This is a genomic window from Rhodococcus sp. Z13 (assembly GCF_025837095.1).
GTDB classification, from domain to species: domain Bacteria; phylum Actinomycetota; class Actinomycetes; order Mycobacteriales; family Mycobacteriaceae; genus Rhodococcus; species Rhodococcus sacchari.
This window is the reverse complement of sequence record NZ_CP107551.1, coordinates 2498568-2514228: the sequence shown is the minus strand read 5'-3', so window position 1 is coordinate 2514228 and position 15661 is coordinate 2498568. Positions and strand designations below refer to the sequence as shown.

15 protein-coding genes are annotated in these 15661 nt (G+C 71.2%); 12 read left to right on the top strand and 3 right to left on the bottom strand.

The genetic code is table 11. The features are described 5' to 3' along the window. Nucleotides 1-190 precede the first annotated feature (190 nt). Nucleotides 191-880: an MBL fold metallo-hydrolase gene (locus tag OED52_RS11460; RefSeq protein WP_264151022.1), complete on the bottom strand. Its 690-nt coding sequence runs from the start codon at nt 878-880 to the stop codon at nt 191-193. Between the two features lie 158 nt (nt 881-1038). Between OED52_RS11460 and uvrA the strand changes: the two genes are divergently transcribed. Continuing rightward, nucleotides 1039-3975 carry an excinuclease ABC subunit UvrA gene (gene uvrA / locus OED52_RS11455; RefSeq protein ID WP_264151021.1) on the top strand — a complete coding sequence of 979 codons (2937 nt, stop codon included), beginning with the start codon at nt 1039-1041 and terminating at the stop codon, nt 3973-3975. A gap of 189 nt (nt 3976-4164) precedes the next feature. Beyond that, nucleotides 4165-5064: a macrolide 2'-phosphotransferase gene (locus OED52_RS11450; protein WP_264151020.1), complete on the top strand. Its 900-nt coding sequence runs from the start codon at nt 4165-4167 to the stop codon at nt 5062-5064. Between the two features lie 4 nt (nt 5065-5068). Here the strand turns inward: OED52_RS11450 and OED52_RS11445 are convergent, their stop codons facing one another. After that, the gene (locus tag OED52_RS11445) at nt 5069-5431 is read right to left on the bottom strand and encodes a DUF1844 domain-containing protein (protein WP_264151019.1); all 363 of its coding nucleotides are present in this window, start codon (nt 5429-5431) and stop codon (nt 5069-5071) included. Between the two features lie 312 nt (nt 5432-5743). Here OED52_RS11445 and infC point away from each other — a divergent pair, with 312 nt between their 5' ends. From infC to pheT, 6 genes are all read left to right on the top strand, one after another. Further along, a complete protein-coding gene (infC, locus tag OED52_RS11440; RefSeq protein WP_264154666.1) occupies nt 5744-6442 on the top strand; it encodes a translation initiation factor IF-3 in 699 nt (232 codons plus the stop codon). Nucleotides 6443-6513: 71 nt separating this feature from the next. Then, nucleotides 6514-6708 (top strand): 50S ribosomal protein L35, encoded by a 195-nt coding sequence (rpmI, locus tag OED52_RS11435; RefSeq protein ID WP_264151018.1) that lies wholly within the window; start codon nt 6514-6516, stop codon nt 6706-6708. A 69-nt stretch (nt 6709-6777) separates the two neighbouring features. After that, nucleotides 6778-7158, top strand: coding sequence for a 50S ribosomal protein L20 (rplT, locus tag OED52_RS11430; protein WP_264151017.1), 381 nt, complete (start codon nt 6778-6780; stop codon nt 7156-7158). Between the two features lie 38 nt (nt 7159-7196). Then, a complete protein-coding gene (locus OED52_RS11425; RefSeq protein WP_264151016.1) occupies nt 7197-8009 on the top strand; it encodes a TrmH family RNA methyltransferase in 813 nt (270 codons plus the stop codon). An 85-nt stretch (nt 8010-8094) separates the two neighbouring features. After that, nucleotides 8095-9165 carry a phenylalanine--tRNA ligase subunit alpha gene (pheS, locus tag OED52_RS11420; RefSeq protein WP_264151015.1) on the top strand — a complete coding sequence of 357 codons (1071 nt, stop codon included), beginning with the start codon at nt 8095-8097 and terminating at the stop codon, nt 9163-9165. Nucleotides 9166-9267: 102 nt separating this feature from the next. After that, nucleotides 9268-11754 carry a phenylalanine--tRNA ligase subunit beta gene (pheT, locus tag OED52_RS11415; protein WP_264151014.1) on the top strand — a complete coding sequence of 829 codons (2487 nt, stop codon included), beginning with the start codon at nt 9268-9270 and terminating at the stop codon, nt 11752-11754. 3 nt (nt 11755-11757) lie between these two features. Here pheT and OED52_RS11410 read toward each other — a convergent pair whose 3' ends face one another. Next, the gene (locus OED52_RS11410; RefSeq protein ID WP_264151013.1) at nt 11758-11967 is read right to left on the bottom strand and encodes a hypothetical protein; all 210 of its coding nucleotides are present in this window, start codon (nt 11965-11967) and stop codon (nt 11758-11760) included. 397 nt (nt 11968-12364) lie between these two features. Between OED52_RS11410 and OED52_RS11405 the strand changes: the two genes are divergently transcribed. From OED52_RS11405 to argJ, 4 genes are all read left to right on the top strand, one after another. Next, nucleotides 12365-12772 carry a Rossmann-fold NAD(P)-binding domain-containing protein gene (locus OED52_RS11405; RefSeq protein ID WP_264151012.1) on the top strand — a complete coding sequence of 136 codons (408 nt, stop codon included), beginning with the start codon at nt 12365-12367 and terminating at the stop codon, nt 12770-12772. After that, nucleotides 12769-13251 carry a hypothetical protein gene (locus OED52_RS11400; RefSeq protein ID WP_264151011.1) on the top strand — a complete coding sequence of 161 codons (483 nt, stop codon included), beginning with the start codon at nt 12769-12771 and terminating at the stop codon, nt 13249-13251. Before OED52_RS11405 ends, OED52_RS11400 begins: the two co-directional genes overlap by 4 nt. Before the next feature lie 61 nt (nt 13252-13312). Beyond that, nucleotides 13313-14386, top strand: coding sequence for an N-acetyl-gamma-glutamyl-phosphate reductase (gene argC / locus OED52_RS11395; protein ID WP_264151010.1), 1074 nt, complete (start codon nt 13313-13315; stop codon nt 14384-14386). Continuing rightward, a complete protein-coding gene (gene argJ / locus OED52_RS11390) occupies nt 14383-15633 on the top strand; it encodes a bifunctional glutamate N-acetyltransferase/amino-acid acetyltransferase ArgJ (RefSeq protein ID WP_264151009.1) in 1251 nt (416 codons plus the stop codon). The genes argC and argJ overlap by 4 nt, the downstream gene beginning before the upstream one ends. Nucleotides 15634-15661: the final 28 nt, after the last annotated feature.

Sequence of the window (15661 nt, the reverse complement as noted above, 5' to 3'; positions counted from 1 at the left end):
CCGTCGCAGATTTCGATTCTATCCGCGGCCCCTGTTCCGGAAGCGGAGTTCCGTGCATCGGTGGTGCAGATTCCTGCGCGCGGGCCGGCGCGCACCCCGACGGCCGGTGCACCCCGACGGCGACCTGCTCACCCCGCCGACGCCGACCCCGACGACACCGACCCCGACGACACCGATCTCCGCGGCTGCGTCACCACCCCCGCTCGCGCCACTCCCCGAGATGCGGGCGCTCGGCACCGAGGGTCGAGTCCTTGCCGTGGCCGGGGTAGAAGACGGTCTCGTCGTCGAAGCGGCCGAAGATCTTGGTCTCCACGTCGCCGAGCAGTGAGCGGAACGCCGCGTCGTCCGCCGTCTTGCCGACGCCGCCCGGGAACAGTGAGTCGCCGGTGAAGATGTGGTGCCGGCCGGTGCCCTGCTCAGTCAGGACCAGCGCGACCGAGCCCGGCGTGTGCCCTGCGAGGTGGATCACCTCGAGATTCAGCTCACCGATCTCGATGACGTCGCCCTCGTTCAGGAGACGATCCGGCTTCACCGGCAGCGGGTCGGTGTCGAGGGGATGGGCGGCGGTGGGAACGCCGGTCGCGGCGGCCACCTGCTCGAGTCCCTGCCAGTGGTCCCAGTGCTGGTGGGTGGTCACGATCAGCTCGAGTCCGGGGGCGTTGTCGCGGAGGAACTGCACGAGCCGCTCGGGTTCGTTTGCGGCGTCGATGAACACGGACTTGCCGGTGGCGTCGTCGGTGACGAGGTAGGCGTTGTTGTTCATCTGTCCGACGGCGAGTTTGACGATGCTCGCGCCGGGAATCCTCCGACGTTGCGCGGGGCCGCCGGGAGCGACGTCGCCGGTGTAGGTGTCCTCGATGATCACGGGCTGCTGCGTCATGCCGCCAACCTACCGCCGCGCGCCCGCGCGCGAGAGGCAGGCCGCGCGCCCGCGCGCGAGGGAGAGGTGGGGCATCGCTCGACCCGGGAACGTGTCGGTACCCGCGCCTACCATGGCTGAGGGCCGAACTCCGGCCCCGTCTACAGAAAGGATGTCGCGTGGCAGACCGCCTGATCGTGCGTGGTGCGCGGGAACACAACCTGCGCGGAGTCGACCTGGATCTGCCGCGGGACAGTCTCATCGTCTTCACGGGCCTGTCCGGTTCCGGCAAGTCGAGCCTGGCCTTCGACACGATCTTCGCCGAGGGGCAGCGCCGCTACGTCGAGTCGCTGTCGGCCTACGCCCGCCAGTTCCTCGGGCAGATGGACAAGCCCGACGTCGACTTCATCGAGGGCCTGTCGCCCGCGGTGTCGATCGACCAGAAGTCGACCAACCGCAACCCGCGGTCCACCGTCGGCACCATCACCGAGGTCTACGACTACCTCCGCCTGCTCTACGCCCGCGCCGGCACCCCGCACTGCCCGGTCTGCGGCGAGAAGATCTCCCGGCAGACGCCGCAGCAGATCGTCGATCAGGTGCTCGAGATGGAACCGGGCGCCCGCTTCCAGGTGCTCGCCCCGGTGGTGCGCACCCGCAAGGGCGAGTTCGTCGACCTGTTCGAGCAGCTCACCGTGCAGGGCTACTCCCGCGTGCGCGTCGACGGCGTCGTCCACCCGCTGACGGATCCGCCGAAGCTGAAGAAGCAGGAGAAGCACGACATCGAGGTGGTCGTCGACCGCCTCGCGGTCAAGGCCAGCGCGCAGCAGCGCCTCACCGACTCGATCGAGACCGCGCTGCGCCTCGCCGAGGGGGTCGTGGTCCTCGACTTCGTCGACCGCGACGAGGACGCCCCCGACCGCGAACGCCGTTTCTCCGAGAAGCTCGCGTGCCCGAACGCCCACCCGCTATCGATCGACGAGCTCGAGCCCCGCTCGTTCTCGTTCAACTCGCCCTACGGTGCCTGCCCCGAGTGCACCGGTCTCGGCGTCCGCAAGGAGGTCGACCCCGAACTGGTCGTCCCCGACCCTGACCTGAGCCTGGCCGACGGCGCGATCGCCCCGTGGTCGTCGGGACAGAGCGCCGAGTACTTCGGCCGGTTGCTGTCCGGTCTCGCCGACGTCATGGGCTTCGACATCGACACCCCCTGGCGGAAGCTGCCCGCGAAGGTCCGCAAGGCCGTGCTCGAGGGCAGCACCGAGCAGGTGCACGTGCGGTACAAGAACCGCTACGGCCGGGTCCGTTCGTACTACGCCGAGTTCGAGGGCGTGATGCCCTTCCTGCACCGTCGCCTCGAGCAGGCCGAGTCCGACCAGGCGAAGGAACGCTACGAGGGCTACATGCGGGAGATCCCGTGCCCGGCCTGCAACGGGGCCCGCCTGCGCCCCGAGATCCTGTCGGTGACCGTCTCCGCCGGCGACTTCGGTCCGAAGTCGATCGCCGAGGTGTGCGAGCTGTCGATCGCCGACTGCGCCCGATTCCTCGACAGCCTCGTGCTCGGTCACCGGGAGGCCGCGATCGCCGGCCAGGTGCTCAAGGAGATCCAGGCCCGGCTCGGCTTCCTGCTCGACGTCGGCCTCGACTACCTGACGCTCTCCCGCGCCGCGGGCACCCTCTCCGGCGGCGAGGCCCAGCGCATCCGCCTCGCCACCCAGATCGGGTCGGGTCTCGTCGGCGTGCTGTACGTGCTCGACGAGCCGTCCATCGGCCTGCACCAGCGCGACAACCGGCGCCTGATCGACACCCTCACGCGGCTGCGGGATCTCGGCAACACCCTCATCGTCGTCGAACACGACGAGGACACCGTCCGCGCCTCCGACTGGGTGGTCGACATCGGACCGCGCGCCGGGGAGCACGGCGGTCAGGTCGTGCACAGCGGCACCTACAAGGAGCTGCTCGACAATCCCGACTCGCTGACCGGCGCGTACCTGTCCGGCCGCGAGGAGATCGCGATCCCGGAGCTCCGCCGCCCGATCGACCCGAAGCGGCAGGTCACCGTCGTCGGTGCCCGGGAGAACAACTTGCGCGAGCTCGACGTGTCGTTCCCGCTCGGGGTACTCACCTGTGTCACCGGGGTGTCCGGCTCGGGCAAGTCCACCCTGGTCAACGACATCCTCGCCACGGTGATGGCGAACAAGCTCAACGGCGCGCGGCAGGTGCCCGGCCGGCACACCCGCGTGAACGGGCTCGACCAGCTCGACAAGCTCGTGCAGGTCGACCAGTCGCCGATCGGCCGCACCCCGCGCTCGAATCCCGCGACCTACACCGGTGTGTTCGACAAGATCCGCACCCTGTTCGCGTCGACCACCGAGGCGAAGGTGCGCGGCTACCAGCCGGGCCGGTTCTCCTTCAACGTCAAGGGTGGTCGCTGCGAGGCATGCTCCGGCGACGGCACGCTGAAGATCGAGATGAACTTCCTGCCCGATGTGTACGTGCCGTGCGAGGTGTGCCACGGGGCCCGCTACAACCGCGAGACCCTCGAGGTCCACTACAAGGGCAAGACCATCGCCGAGGTGCTCGACATGTCCATCGAGGAGGCCGCGGAGTTCTTCCAGCCGGTCACCTCGATCCACCGCTACCTCAACACGCTCGTCGAGGTGGGGCTGGGTTACGTGCGGCTCGGGCAGCCGGCCACGACCCTGTCCGGTGGTGAGGCGCAGCGCGTGAAGCTGGCCGCGGAGCTGCAGAAACGGTCCAACGGCCGCACCGCGTACATCCTCGACGAGCCCACCACGGGCCTGCACTTCGACGACATCCGCAAGCTGCTCGGCGTGATCAACGGTCTGGTCGACAAGGGCAACACCGTCATCGTCATCGAGCACAACCTCGACGTGATCAAGACCGCCGACTGGATCATCGACATGGGTCCGGAGGGTGGCTCCGGTGGTGGCACGGTGGTCGCGCAGGGCACCCCGGAGCAGGTCGTCGAGGTGGAGGAGAGCTACACCGGCCGCTTCCTCGCCGAGATCCTCAGCCGGGAGACCCCCGCACCGAAGCGTGCCCCGGCGCGCAAGCGGGCCACCCGCACGACGAAGAAGAAGGTCGCCGCCGCGAGCTGACGGCACCGCGTCGGTGACGCGAGCCGAGACACCGCGTCGGTGACGCGAGCCGAGACACCGCGTCGGTGACGCGAGCCGAGACACCGCGTCGGTGACGCGAGCCGAGACACCGCGTCGGTGACGCGAGCCGAGATACCGCGTCCGGTAATTCGGTGGCTCCGGGGCCGGGGTGGGTGACATGGTGATCGCATGACCGCGATCGACGATGTCCTCGCCCTGGCCGCGGCGCACGGGCTGCGCCTGTCCGCCGAGCACGCGGTGGTGAACGAGGCCGGGCTGGACTACCGGGTGATCCTGGTCCCGGACTGGGAGGGTCGCCGGTGGGTGCTGCGGGTGCCGCGCCGCCCCGACGTCACCGACGGCATGGCCGCCGAGATCCGCATCCTCGACCTGGTCGCCCCGGTACTCGCCGCCGACGGGATCGCGGTGCCGGACTGGCAGGTCCGCGCGGCCGACCTCGTCGCCTATCCGGCCCTGCCCGGCGCGCCCGGTCTGGTCCTCACCGATGCCGGTGAACCAGACTGGCGTATGGACCCGGCCGACCCGGACTACGCGGTCCGGCTGGGTCGGCTGCTGGCGCGGTTGCACTCGATCACCGCCGAGCAGGCCGCGGCCGGGGGAGTGGAGGTCCGCGACCCCGAACGGGTGCGGCGGGCCTGGGCCGAGGACATCGCCCGGGTGTGCGACGCCTTCGCCGTCGCCCCGGCGCTCGTCGAGGCGTGGGACGCGTGGCTCGCCGACGAGGACTGCTGGCCCGACCGCACCGTGATGACGCACGGCGAGATCTATCCCGCGCACGTCCTGCTCGGTGAGGACGGTGCGATCACCGGGGTGCTGGACTGGACGACGGCACGCGTGGACGACCCGGCCCGCGATTTCGTCATCCAGTTCGGCGCGGCCGGACCGGAGATGCTGCAGGTCACCCTCGACGCCTACGTGGACGCCGGGGGACGGGTCCGGCCGGGGCTGGTGGCGCAGACGCAACACCTGTGGGAGGCCGCGCCGATCGGCTACGGCCTGTTCGCGCTGGCCACCGGTGCCGAGGTCGATCGTGCCACCGCGGCGGCGATGCTCGACCCCGGCCGGTAGGGGATCAGTAGACGGGGCCGGTGTACTTCTCGCCCGGGCCCTTGCCCGGCTCGTCCGGCACCGCCGAGGCCTCACGGAAGGCGCGCTGCAGCGCCTGCAGGCCCTCGCGCAACGGACCGGCGTGCGGGCCGAGGTACTCCACCGACGAGGTGATCAGGCCGGCGAGCGCGGTGATCACCCGGCGGGCCTCGTCGAGATCCCGGTGCCGGCTCTCGTCGGGATTCTCGTCGGCGAGGCCGAGCTTCTCCGCGGCCGAGCTCATGAGCATCACGGCGGCGCGGCTGATCACCTCGACCGCCGGGATCTCGGCGAGTTCGCGCACCGGCTGCGCAGCGTCCTGATCGGGGGTCTCGGGAGCGTCCGTCATGGTTCCGAGCATCCCATCACCACCGCGTCGCCCGGCTGCCGGGGTGGGGTGTACGTGCACCGATTCGTGGTCGACGTGCCCTTTTGCTAGACTGATCTTCACGACCGCCTGCGACGACCCGTCGCGGGCAGCAAGTGGAGTCCGACTCCCACCTCTGGCGGCACATCGATGCAGCTCAGGGGTCCGGTCCTCCGGACGGGAGCGTCCGGGGTCCGCCACCTCGACGGTGGTGGAACGGGTCGTGCAGTTCCGGCTGTGCACCGTCGACCGGTCGGTATCGGACCCCGCGTGGAGTACCACGGCGGGGTCTTCTTGTCGAGGAATCGGGCCACGTGCTGCGGTGCGGTCAGAACGACCGCACCGCTCTACCTAGGAGGCCCCATCAGCGCTGAGACCCGCATCAACGAACGCATCCGTGTTCCCGAGGTCCGTCTCGTCGGACCCGGCGGTGAACAGGTCGGAATCGTGCGTGTTGAAGATGCACTCCGCCTGGCATACGAAGCCGACCTCGACCTCGTCGAGGTGGCGCCCGACGCCCGGCCGCCGGTCTGCAAGATCATGGACTACGGCAAGTTCAAGTACGAGGCCGCGCAGAAGGCGCGCGAATCGCGCAAGAACCAGCAACAGACCGTGATCAAGGAGCAGAAGCTCCGCCCGAAGATCGACGACCACGACTACGAGACCAAGAAGCGCAACGTCGTGCGCTTCCTCGAATCGGGTTCGAAGGTCAAGGTCACCATCATGTTCCGTGGCCGCGAGCAGTCGCGTCCGGAGCTGGGTTTCCGCCTTCTGCAGCGTCTCGCCGCCGATGTCGCCGACCTGGGGTTCATCGAGACGTCCCCCAAGCAGGACGGCCGGAACATGACGATGGTGCTGGCCCCGCACAAGGGCGCGAAGACCCGCCAGAAGGCTCAGGAAGCCGCTCAGGCCGCGCCCCGCAAGAACGCCTCCGCGACCCCGTCCCCGGAGCCCGCTGCGGCTCCCGAGGCGGGCGACGCTCCGAGCAACTAGCCCGCTCCGGCAGCACACCCGGTGCTGCATGCGAGCACCGATGTACGCCCACGACAAGAACTGAGGACTCCATGCCCAAGTCGAAGACCCACAGCGGCACCGCGAAGCGATTCAAGGTGTCCGGCAGCGGGAAGATCCTGCGCCAGAAGGCGGGTCGCCGCCACCTGCTCGAGCACAAGTCCTCCCGCGTGACGCGTCGCCTGGACGGCAAGGCCGTCGTCGCCGACGTCGACGCCCCCCGCGTCAAGCGCCTGCTCGGGCTCTGAGCCTTCCCGACCGATCCGCCCCGGGGACACAGCACACGTCGTCCCCCGAACTCTGACAGGACATAACCAGTGGCACGCGTGAAGAGGGCCGTCAACGCCCAGAAGAAGCGTCGTTCGATTCTCGAGGCCTCGAAGGGCTACCGCGGGCAGCGCTCGCGCCTGTACCGCAAGGCCAAGGAGCAGCAGCTTCACTCGCTGACCTACGCCTACCGCGACCGTCGCGCCCGCAAGGGTGATTTCCGCAAGCTGTGGATCAGCCGCATCAACGCCGCGGCCCGCGCCAACGACATCACCTACAACCGCTTCATCCAGGGCCTGAAGGCCGCCGGTGTCGAGGTCGACCGCAAGAACCTCGCCGACCTGGCCGTGACCGACCCGCAGGCCTTCGCCGGCCTGGTGGCCGTCGCCAAGGCCGCGCTGCCGGCCGACGTCAACGCCCCGGCTGCCTGAGTGCTGCCCTGAGCGACGACAACACCCAGGAACGACCCGTGGACACGCTCACCGAGCGCACACCGCGGGTCGTTTCTGCTGTGAAACTGCTGCGCACCGCCGAACGACGCAAGACCGGACGGTTCCTCGCCGAGGGGGAGAACTCGGTCACCGAGGCGCTCGCCACCGCGCGGGTCCACGACCTGTTCGTCACCGAGGCCGCCGCGACCCGCTACGCCCCCGTCGTCGACGCCGCCCGCCGCAAGGGGGTGCGTGTCGGGATCGTGACCGACCGCGCCGCCGCCCGGCTGTCCGACACCGTCACCCCGCCCGGGCTGGTCGCGGTGTGCGACACCCTCGACGTGTCCCTCGAGGCCGCGGTCTCGCCGACCGCCCGGCTGCTGGCCGTGCCCGTCGAGATCGCCGAACCCGGCAACGCCGGCACCCTGATCCGCGTCGCCGACGCCGTCGGTGCCGACGCCGTGGTCCTCGCCGGCGACAGCGTCGACCCGCACAACGGCAAGTGCGTGCGCGCCTCCGCCGGCAGCGTCTTCCACCTGCCGGTCGCGCGGGAACGCGACACCGAGCGGGTGCTGAGCGCCCTCACCGAGGCCGGGGTGCAGATCCTCGCCACGGCCGCCGACGGTGAGGTCGACCTCGACGACGCCGACGAACTGCTCACCGCCCCGACGGCCTGGCTGTTCGGCAACGAGGCCCACGGGCTCGATCCGGAGGTCGCCGCGCGCGCCGACCATCGGGTCCGGATCCCCATCCGCGGCCGCGCCGAATCGCTCAACCTCGCGACGGCCGCCTCGATCTGCCTGTACGCCAGCGCGCGGGTGCAGCATCGGGCCGATCGACCCATCACATAGGATTTTCCCGGTGCACCGCAGGCTCCGGCCCCGGCCCGCACCCGACAGACATCACCGTTCGCCCGAAGAAGGAGTTGCACCGGTCGTGGCCAAGAAAGAGGGCGGCACCCCGCCGGCAGTCGATCCGAGCGCCTTGACCGAGGACGCGCTCGCCGCCGCGGAGAAGGCCGCGATCGAGGCCTTCGCCGCCGCGACCGACCTCGACGCGCTCGCACAGGCAAAGATCGAGCATCTCGGCGACAAGGCCCCCATCTCCCTCGCCAAGCGTGCCCTCGGCAGCCTGCCCGGCAACGAACGCGCCGACGCCGGCAAGCGGGTCAACGCGCACCGCACCGTCGTGCAGGCCGCCTTCGACGACCGCAAGGCCGTGCTGCTCGCCGAGCGCGACGCCGCGGTGCTCGTCGCCGAGACCGTCGACGTCACCCTCCCGGCGACCCGCCGCGCCCTCGGTGCCCGCCACCCGATCTCGATCATCTCCGACGAGATCGCCGACGTCTTCGTCGCGATGGGCTGGGAGATCGCCGAGGGCCCCGAGGTCGAGACCGAGCACTTCAACTTCGACGCGCTGAACTTCCTGCCCGACCATCCGGCCCGCACGATGCAGGACACCTTCCACATCGCGCCGGAGGGCTCGCGGCAGGTGCTGCGCACCCACACCTCCCCGGTGCAGGTCCGCACCATGCTCGAACGCGACCTGCCGATCTACGTGGTGTGCCCGGGCCGCACCTTCCGCACCGACGAGCTCGACGCCACCCACACCCCGGTCTTCTCGCAGGTCGAGGGTCTCGCGGTGGACAAGGGCCTGACGATGGCGCACCTGCGCGGCACCCTCGACGCGTTCGCCCGCGCCCTGTTCGGTCCCGAGACGCACACCCGGATGCGTCCGAACTACTTCCCGTTCACCGAGCCGTCCGCCGAGGTGGACGTGTGGTTCCCGAACAAGAAGGGCGGCGCCGGCTGGGTCGAGTGGGGCGGCTGCGGCATGGTCGACCCCAACGTGCTGCGGGCCTCCGGCATCGACCCCGACGTCTACACCGGCTTCGCGTTCGGTATGGGTCTCGAACGCACCCTGCAGTTCCGCAACGGCATCCCCGACATGCGCGACATCGTCGAGGGCGACGTGCGGTTCACCCTGCCGTTCGGCGTGCAGGGCTGACCGCGCCCACCGTTCCGGCACCGCCTCACGGCACCGCCTCACGGCACCGCCTCCCGACACCGACCCCACCGACCGACGACCGAACGAAAGAGCTGAGCACAAGTGCGAGTAGCGCAGTCCTGGCTGACCGAGATCCTGCAGCGCACCACCCCGGAGTGGAGCGTCACCGCCGAGGAACTCGACGCGGGATTCGTCCGGGTCGGACTCGAGGTCGAGGACATCGAGACCCTCGCCCGCATCGACAACCTCGTCGTCGGCCGGGTCGTGGAGATCACCGAACTCACCGAGTTCAAGAAGCCCATCCGCTTCTGCAAGGTCGACGTCGGTGAGGCCGAGCCGCGCGGCATCGTGTGCGGTGCCCGCAACTTCGCCGAGGGCGACCTCGTCGTCGTCGCCCTGCCCGGCGCGGTGCTGCCCGGCGACTTCGTCATCGCCACCCGCAAGACCTACGGGCAGGTCTCCGACGGCATGATCTGCTCGGTGGCCGAGCTGGGTATCGGCAAGGACCACTCCGGCATCCTCGTGCTCGAGCACGGCAGCGCCGAGCCGGGCACCGACGCCAACGATCTGCTCGGCCTCGGCGACACGGTCGTCGAGCTCAACATCACCCCGGACCGCGGCTACTGCTTCTCCCTCCGCGGCCTGACCCGCGAGCTGGCCTGCGGCTTCGACCTGGAGTTCGCCGACCCGGCGGCCGTGGTGCCGCTGCCCGCCGAGGGCGGCGAGGCCTACCCGGTGCGGCTCGAGCCGGAGACGAACGCCACCCGCTTCGCGGTGCGCCGCGTCACCGGCATCGACCCGAACGCCGTGACCCCCTGGTGGATGCAGCGCCGCCTGCTCACCGCCGGGGTGCGCCCGATCTCCCCGGCCGTCGACGTGACCAACTACGTCATGCTCGAGCTCGGCCAGCCGCTGCACGCCTTCGACGCCGCCACCCTGCAGGGTGAGCTCGTCGTGCGCCGCGCCCGCGCGGGGGAGAAGCTCACCACCCTCGACGGTGTCGAGCGCGACCTCGACCCCGAGGACGTCGTCATCACCGACGACTCCGGCGTGATCTCCCTCGCCGGCATCATGGGCGGTGCCACCACCGAGGTGAGCGACAGCACCACCGACGTACTGCTCGAGGCCGCCACCTGGGATCCGCTGGCGGTCTTCCGCAGCAACCGCCGCCACAAGCTCAGCAGCGAGGCCGGCAAGCGCTTCGAGCGCACCGTCGACCAGGCCGTCGCCCGCGCCGCCGTCGACCGCGCCGCCGCGCTGCTCGTCGAGATCGCCGGGGGACGGGTCGAGCCCACGCTCACCGACATCGTCGTGCCACAGGAGAGCCCGACGATCCGGATGGACATCGACCTGCCCGACCGGGTGGCCGGCGTGGCCTACCCGAACGGCACCGCCGCGCGCCGCCTGACCCAGATCGGCTGCGCCGTCGAGGTCGGGGTCGGCGAGGACGGCCACGGCCAGCTCGTCGTCACCCCGCCGTCCTGGCGCCCCGACCTGCAGCGTCCCGCCGACCTGGTGGAGGAGGTGCTGCGCCTCGAGGGACTCGAGCAGATTCCGTCGGTGCTGCCCGCCGCCCCCGCCGGCCGCGGCCTGTCCGCGAAGCAGAAGCGCCGCCGGGCGGTCTCGCGCGCCCTGGCCTACGACGGCTACGTCGAGGTGCTCTCCCCGGTCTTCCTGCCCGCGGGGGTGTTCGACACCTGGGGCCTGGACGCCGACGACCCGCGCCGCGTCACCACCAAGGTGCTCAACCCGCTCGAGGCGGACCGCCCCGAACTGGCCACCACGCTGCTGCCGGGTCTGCTCGAGATCCTCGGCCGCAACGTCTCGCGCGGCCAGCGCGACCTGTCGCTGTACACGATCGCGCAGGTCGTGCTGCCCACCGACGACACCAGGCCGGTGGATGCGCTGCCCGTCGACCGCCGGCCCACCGACGAGGAGATCACCCTGCTCGAGGGCTCGCTGCCGAAGCAGCCGGTCCACGTCGGCGGTGTGCTCGCCGGGCTGCGGGAGCCGGCCGGACCGTGGGGCCCCGGCCGCGCCGCCGACGCCTTCGACGCCTTCGCCGCGGCCGAGACGATCGCCCGTGCCGCCGGGGTGACGCTCGAGCGCCGCGCCGCGCAGTACCTGCCCTGGCATCCGGGCCGCTGCGCCGAGCTGCTGGTCGACGGGGTCGTCGTCGGCCACGCCGGTGAACTGCACCCCGCGGTCGTCGAGAAGGCCGGGCTGCCGCCGCGCACCTGCGCCTTCGAGCTCGACCTCGACGCGCTGCCCTTCGTCGAGTCGTTCCCGGCGCCGACCGTCTCGCCGTTCCCGGCGGTGCTGCAGGACGTCGCGGTCGTCGTCGACGCCTCCGTGCCCGCCGCGGACGTCGAGGCCGCGCTGCGGTCCGGTGGCGGTGAGCTGCTCGAGGACATCCGCCTGTTCGACGTCTTCCAGGGCGCCCAGGTGGGCGAGAACCGCAAGTCCCTCGCGTTCGCGCTGCGGTTCCGCGCCGCGGACCGCACCCTCACCGAGGACGAGGCGAGCGCGGCCCGCGACGCCGCCGTGGCCGCCGCGGCCGCCGCGGTCGGCGCGGAACTGCGCGCCTGAGCCCTATCCGATCGGGTTCGGCCCGCTCGCATCCACCCCGGTCCCGTCCGACAACCACACGTCGGGCGGGACCGTGGTGACTCTGCGGCCCCACCGGTCCAGCACGTGCCCGGCGAGCTCGTGGATGCGCAGCACCAGCACCCGGTCGCGGTGACCGTCGGTCGCTTCCGCCGCTGGGAGGTGCGCCGGGGATCCGGTGCGCCACCAGGCCACCCCCGCTCGTCGGGCGCGAGGGCGTCGAGCCGCCACGCGCCGCCCGCGGTGAACCGGTCCGACACCACGTGCGTGCGCACGGCGGTCACCCCGGGCGCCACCGAGATCTCCGGCAACGCGGTCGTCACCTGCGCGAGGATCCGCGGGCCCGGCGTGATGCTGGTCCGCTCCGGCCGGTCGTGTTCCAGACGCCGCCAGTGCCGCGCCACCGTCGCCGTGTCCGGCCCCAGCGGGCCGCCGGCGCATCCCTGGTGGAACGCGGGGACCACTGCAGCGCATCGATTGTTCGCAGATCGATTTCATCGATCGATCGACCTTGTCCGGACCCGGACGCGGCCATCTCGTCATCATCCTGCAGATGCGCGTCGATCCGTCGCGGCCTGCCAGCCTACGATCCATGGAGACACAGCGGCGGTATGCGCACCTGATCTCGTCGAAGACGACGACGCAGTTCTCCGAATTCCCGATGCCGTCGCACGCCGACAATCCCGTCCCGCTCACCGAGGAGCACCCGCTGCGCGGCAACGAGGAGTTCACCCACAGCCGGCACAAGGGGCTCGTCGAGGAGGTGCTCGCTGCCACCCGCACCTACCGTCCCGAATTCGAACAGGTGATCCTGCGGATCGGCACCGGCCTGGGGGAGACCGTCCGCAACCAGATCACCGCGCTGCTCGACCGTCGGCGGCTGCGAGAGGACCTCGGGGTGCGGCCGCGCTGCACCAGCCGTCAGGCCTTCGAGGCCTACCTGCGGGCTCGCACCGAACCGGTTCCGGTGGGGGCCGGTGGACGTAGCCTGGAGACATGAGCATGGATGAGGCCGACCGGGTGCCGTCCCCGGAGCAGCCCGACCGTCCGGAACAGCCCGCCCCCGACGTGACCCCCGCCGGCCCGGGCACCCCCACGGTGCCGGACGTCCCGCCGGGCCCGGACATCCCCGACGTGCCGCCGATCGATCCGGAACCGACCACCGATCCGGACGTCTCCCCGCACGACGCGCAGCTCCCCGCGGCCGGGCTGTACGACGCCGAGATCGTCGAGCCCGGCATCGACACCGGGCTCCGGGCGCCCACCGTCGAGGAGGTCACCGGTTACACCGCCGCCGGGGTGCCGACCTTCGACTCGGTGCGGGAGAAGATCGAGCGACGCGTCGGAACGGCGCTCGGTGCGGAGGAGCTCGCGAGGGGCACCGAGGCGGGGCGTACGCTCGAGGAACGCTACGAGGAGCGCCGCGCGGCCGCCGCCGAACGCCTCGAGGAGATCCGCAGATCGATCCGGTCGGAGTGAGTGCGGACGGGAAACGACACCCGTTATGAAATCATTTGCATGAGCGTGCATAATTGTTCGCATGGGTACTTCACCGGCATTCACCGCCAGCCCCGAGTCGCCGCTACGGGTCGCCGTCGCCGGCGCCAGCGGATACGCGGGCGGCGAGATCCTGCGGCTGCTCCTCGGCCACCCCGCCTACCAGGACGGCTCCCTCGTCGTCGGGGCACTCACGGCCGGCGGCAACGCCGGATCGACGCTGCGTGAGTTCCACCCCCACCTGATGCCCCTGGCCGACCGGGTGCTCGCCCCCACCGACGTCGACACCCTCACCGGCCACGACGTCGTCTTCCTCGCCCTGCCGCACGGCCACTCCGCCGTCATCGCCGAGCAGCTGCCCGAGAACACCGTCGTCATCGACTGCGGCGCCGACTTCCGCCTCGCCAACGCCGACGACTGGAAGCGCTGGTACGGCAGCGACCACGCCGGCACCTGGCCCTACGGCATGCCCGAACTGCCCGGCAAGCGCGCTGCCCTCGTCGGCGCCACCCGCATCGCCGTGCCCGGCTGCTACCCGACCTCGGCCTCCCTCGCCCTCGCCCCGGCCGTCGCCGCCGGCATCGTCGACCCGGTCGTGCAGGTCGTCGCGGTCTCCGGCACCTCCGGCGCCGGCAAGTCCCCCAAGGTCGACCTGCTCGGCTCCGAGGTCATGGGCTCGGTCCGCGCCTACGGCGTCGGCGGCGTCCACCGCCACACCCCGGAGATCAAGCAGAACCTCTCCGCCCTCGCCGGCACCGACGTGAAGGTCTCCTTCACCCCCGTCCTCGCACCGATGCCGCGCGGCATCCTCGCCACCTGCACCGCCCCTACCCGGGTGAGCGCCGCCGAGGCCCGCGCCGTCTACGAGAAGGCCTACGCCGACGAACCCTTCGTCCAGCTGCTCCCCGAAGGGGTGCAGCCCAGCACCGGCGCCGTGGTCGGCTCCAACGCCGTCCAGATCGCCGTCACCGTCGACGCCGACGCCGGCCTGCTGGTCGTCGTCGCCGCGATCGACAACCTCACCAAGGGCACCGCCGGTGCCGCCGTGCAATCGATGAACCTGGCACTCGGCCTGCCCGAGACCGCCGGCCTGTCCACCGTGGGAGTCGCTCCGTGACCGAGAACAAGTTCGCCGACCACGTCTACACCGACGCCGTCGAGATCGCCGGTGGCCGGCTGATCCGCAGCCAGGGTGTGACCAGCCCCGCCGGTTTCCGCGCCGCCGGCATCCCCGCCGGCATCAAGGCCTCCGGCAAGGCCGACCTGGCGCTGGTGTTCAACGAGGGCCCCGACCTCGCGGCCGCCGGCGTGTTCACTTCCAACAAGGTCAAGGCCGCCCCCGTGCTGTGGTCCCAGCAGGTCCTCGGGGCCGGGCAGCTGCGCGCGGTGATCCTCAACTCCGGCGGCGCCAACGCCTGCACCGGACCCGGCGGCTTCCAGGACAGCCACGCCACCGCCGAGGCCGTCGCCGACGCACTGAGCAACTGGGGCACCGAGACCGGTGCCGGTGAGGTCGCCGTGTGCTCGACCGGCCTGATCGGTGACCGGCTGCCCATGGACAAGGTCCTCGCCGGGGTCCAGGAGATCGTCCACGAACTCGCCGGCGGCATCTCCGGCGGCACCGACGCCGCTCACGCCATCATGACCACCGACACCGTCGCCAAGCAGGCCGCCCTGCACCACACCGACAAGTGGAACGTCGGCGGCATGGCCAAGGGCGCGGGCATGCTCGCCCCGGCCCTGGCGACCATGCTGTGCGTGGTCACCACCGACGCCGTCGCCACCGCCGAACAGCTCGACCTCGCACTGCGCGCGGCCACCCGCATGACCTTCGACCGGCTCGACGTCGACGGCGCGACCTCCACCAACGACACGGTGCTGCTGCTCGCTTCCGGCGCCAGCGGCATCGCCCCGAGCCAGGACGAGCTGAACGCCGCCGTGCTCGCCGTCTGCGACGACCTCGCCGAGCAGATGATGGCCGACGCCGAGGGCGTCACCAAGCGCGTGAAGATCACCGTGCGCGGCGCCGCCAGCGAATCCGACGCCCTCATCGGCGCGCGCACCGTCGCCCGCGACAGCCTCGTCAAGACCGCCCTGTTCGGCTCCGACCCCAACTGGGGCCGCGTGCTCGCCGCCATCGGCATCGCTCCCATCGAGCTCGACCCCGACAAGATCTCGGTGTCGTTCAACGGCAATCCCGTGTGCATCGACGGGGTCGGTGCGCCCGGCGCCCGCGAGGTCGACCTGTCGTCCGCCGACATCGACCTCGACATCGACCTCGGGCTCGGTGACGGCGAGGTGACCATCCGCACCACCGACCTCTCGCACGCCTACGTCGAAGAGAACTCGGCGTACTCGTCGTGACCGCACCGACCGACTCGACCGGCTCGAG

Bases quoted from the DNA above. Each gene is read 5' to 3' on its own strand.
- argC (WP_264151010.1), top strand. From the start codon at position 13,313: ATGGGTACTTCACCGGCATTCACCGCCAGCCCCGAGTCGCCGCTACGG.
- rpmI (WP_264151018.1), top strand. From the start codon at position 6,514: ATGCCCAAGTCGAAGACCCACAGCGGCACCGCGAAGCGATTCAAGGTG.
- OED52_RS11450 (WP_264151020.1), top strand. From the start codon at position 4,165: ATGACCGCGATCGACGATGTCCTCGCCCTGGCCGCGGCGCACGGGCTG.
- OED52_RS11460 (WP_264151022.1), bottom strand. From the start codon at position 880: ATGACGCAGCAGCCCGTGATCATCGAGGACACCTACACCGGCGACGTC.
- OED52_RS11400 (WP_264151011.1), top strand. From the start codon at position 12,769: ATGAGCATGGATGAGGCCGACCGGGTGCCGTCCCCGGAGCAGCCCGAC.
- OED52_RS11405 (WP_264151012.1), top strand. From the start codon at position 12,365: ATGGAGACACAGCGGCGGTATGCGCACCTGATCTCGTCGAAGACGACG.
- OED52_RS11445 (WP_264151019.1), bottom strand. From the start codon at position 5,431: ATGACGGACGCTCCCGAGACCCCCGATCAGGACGCTGCGCAGCCGGTG.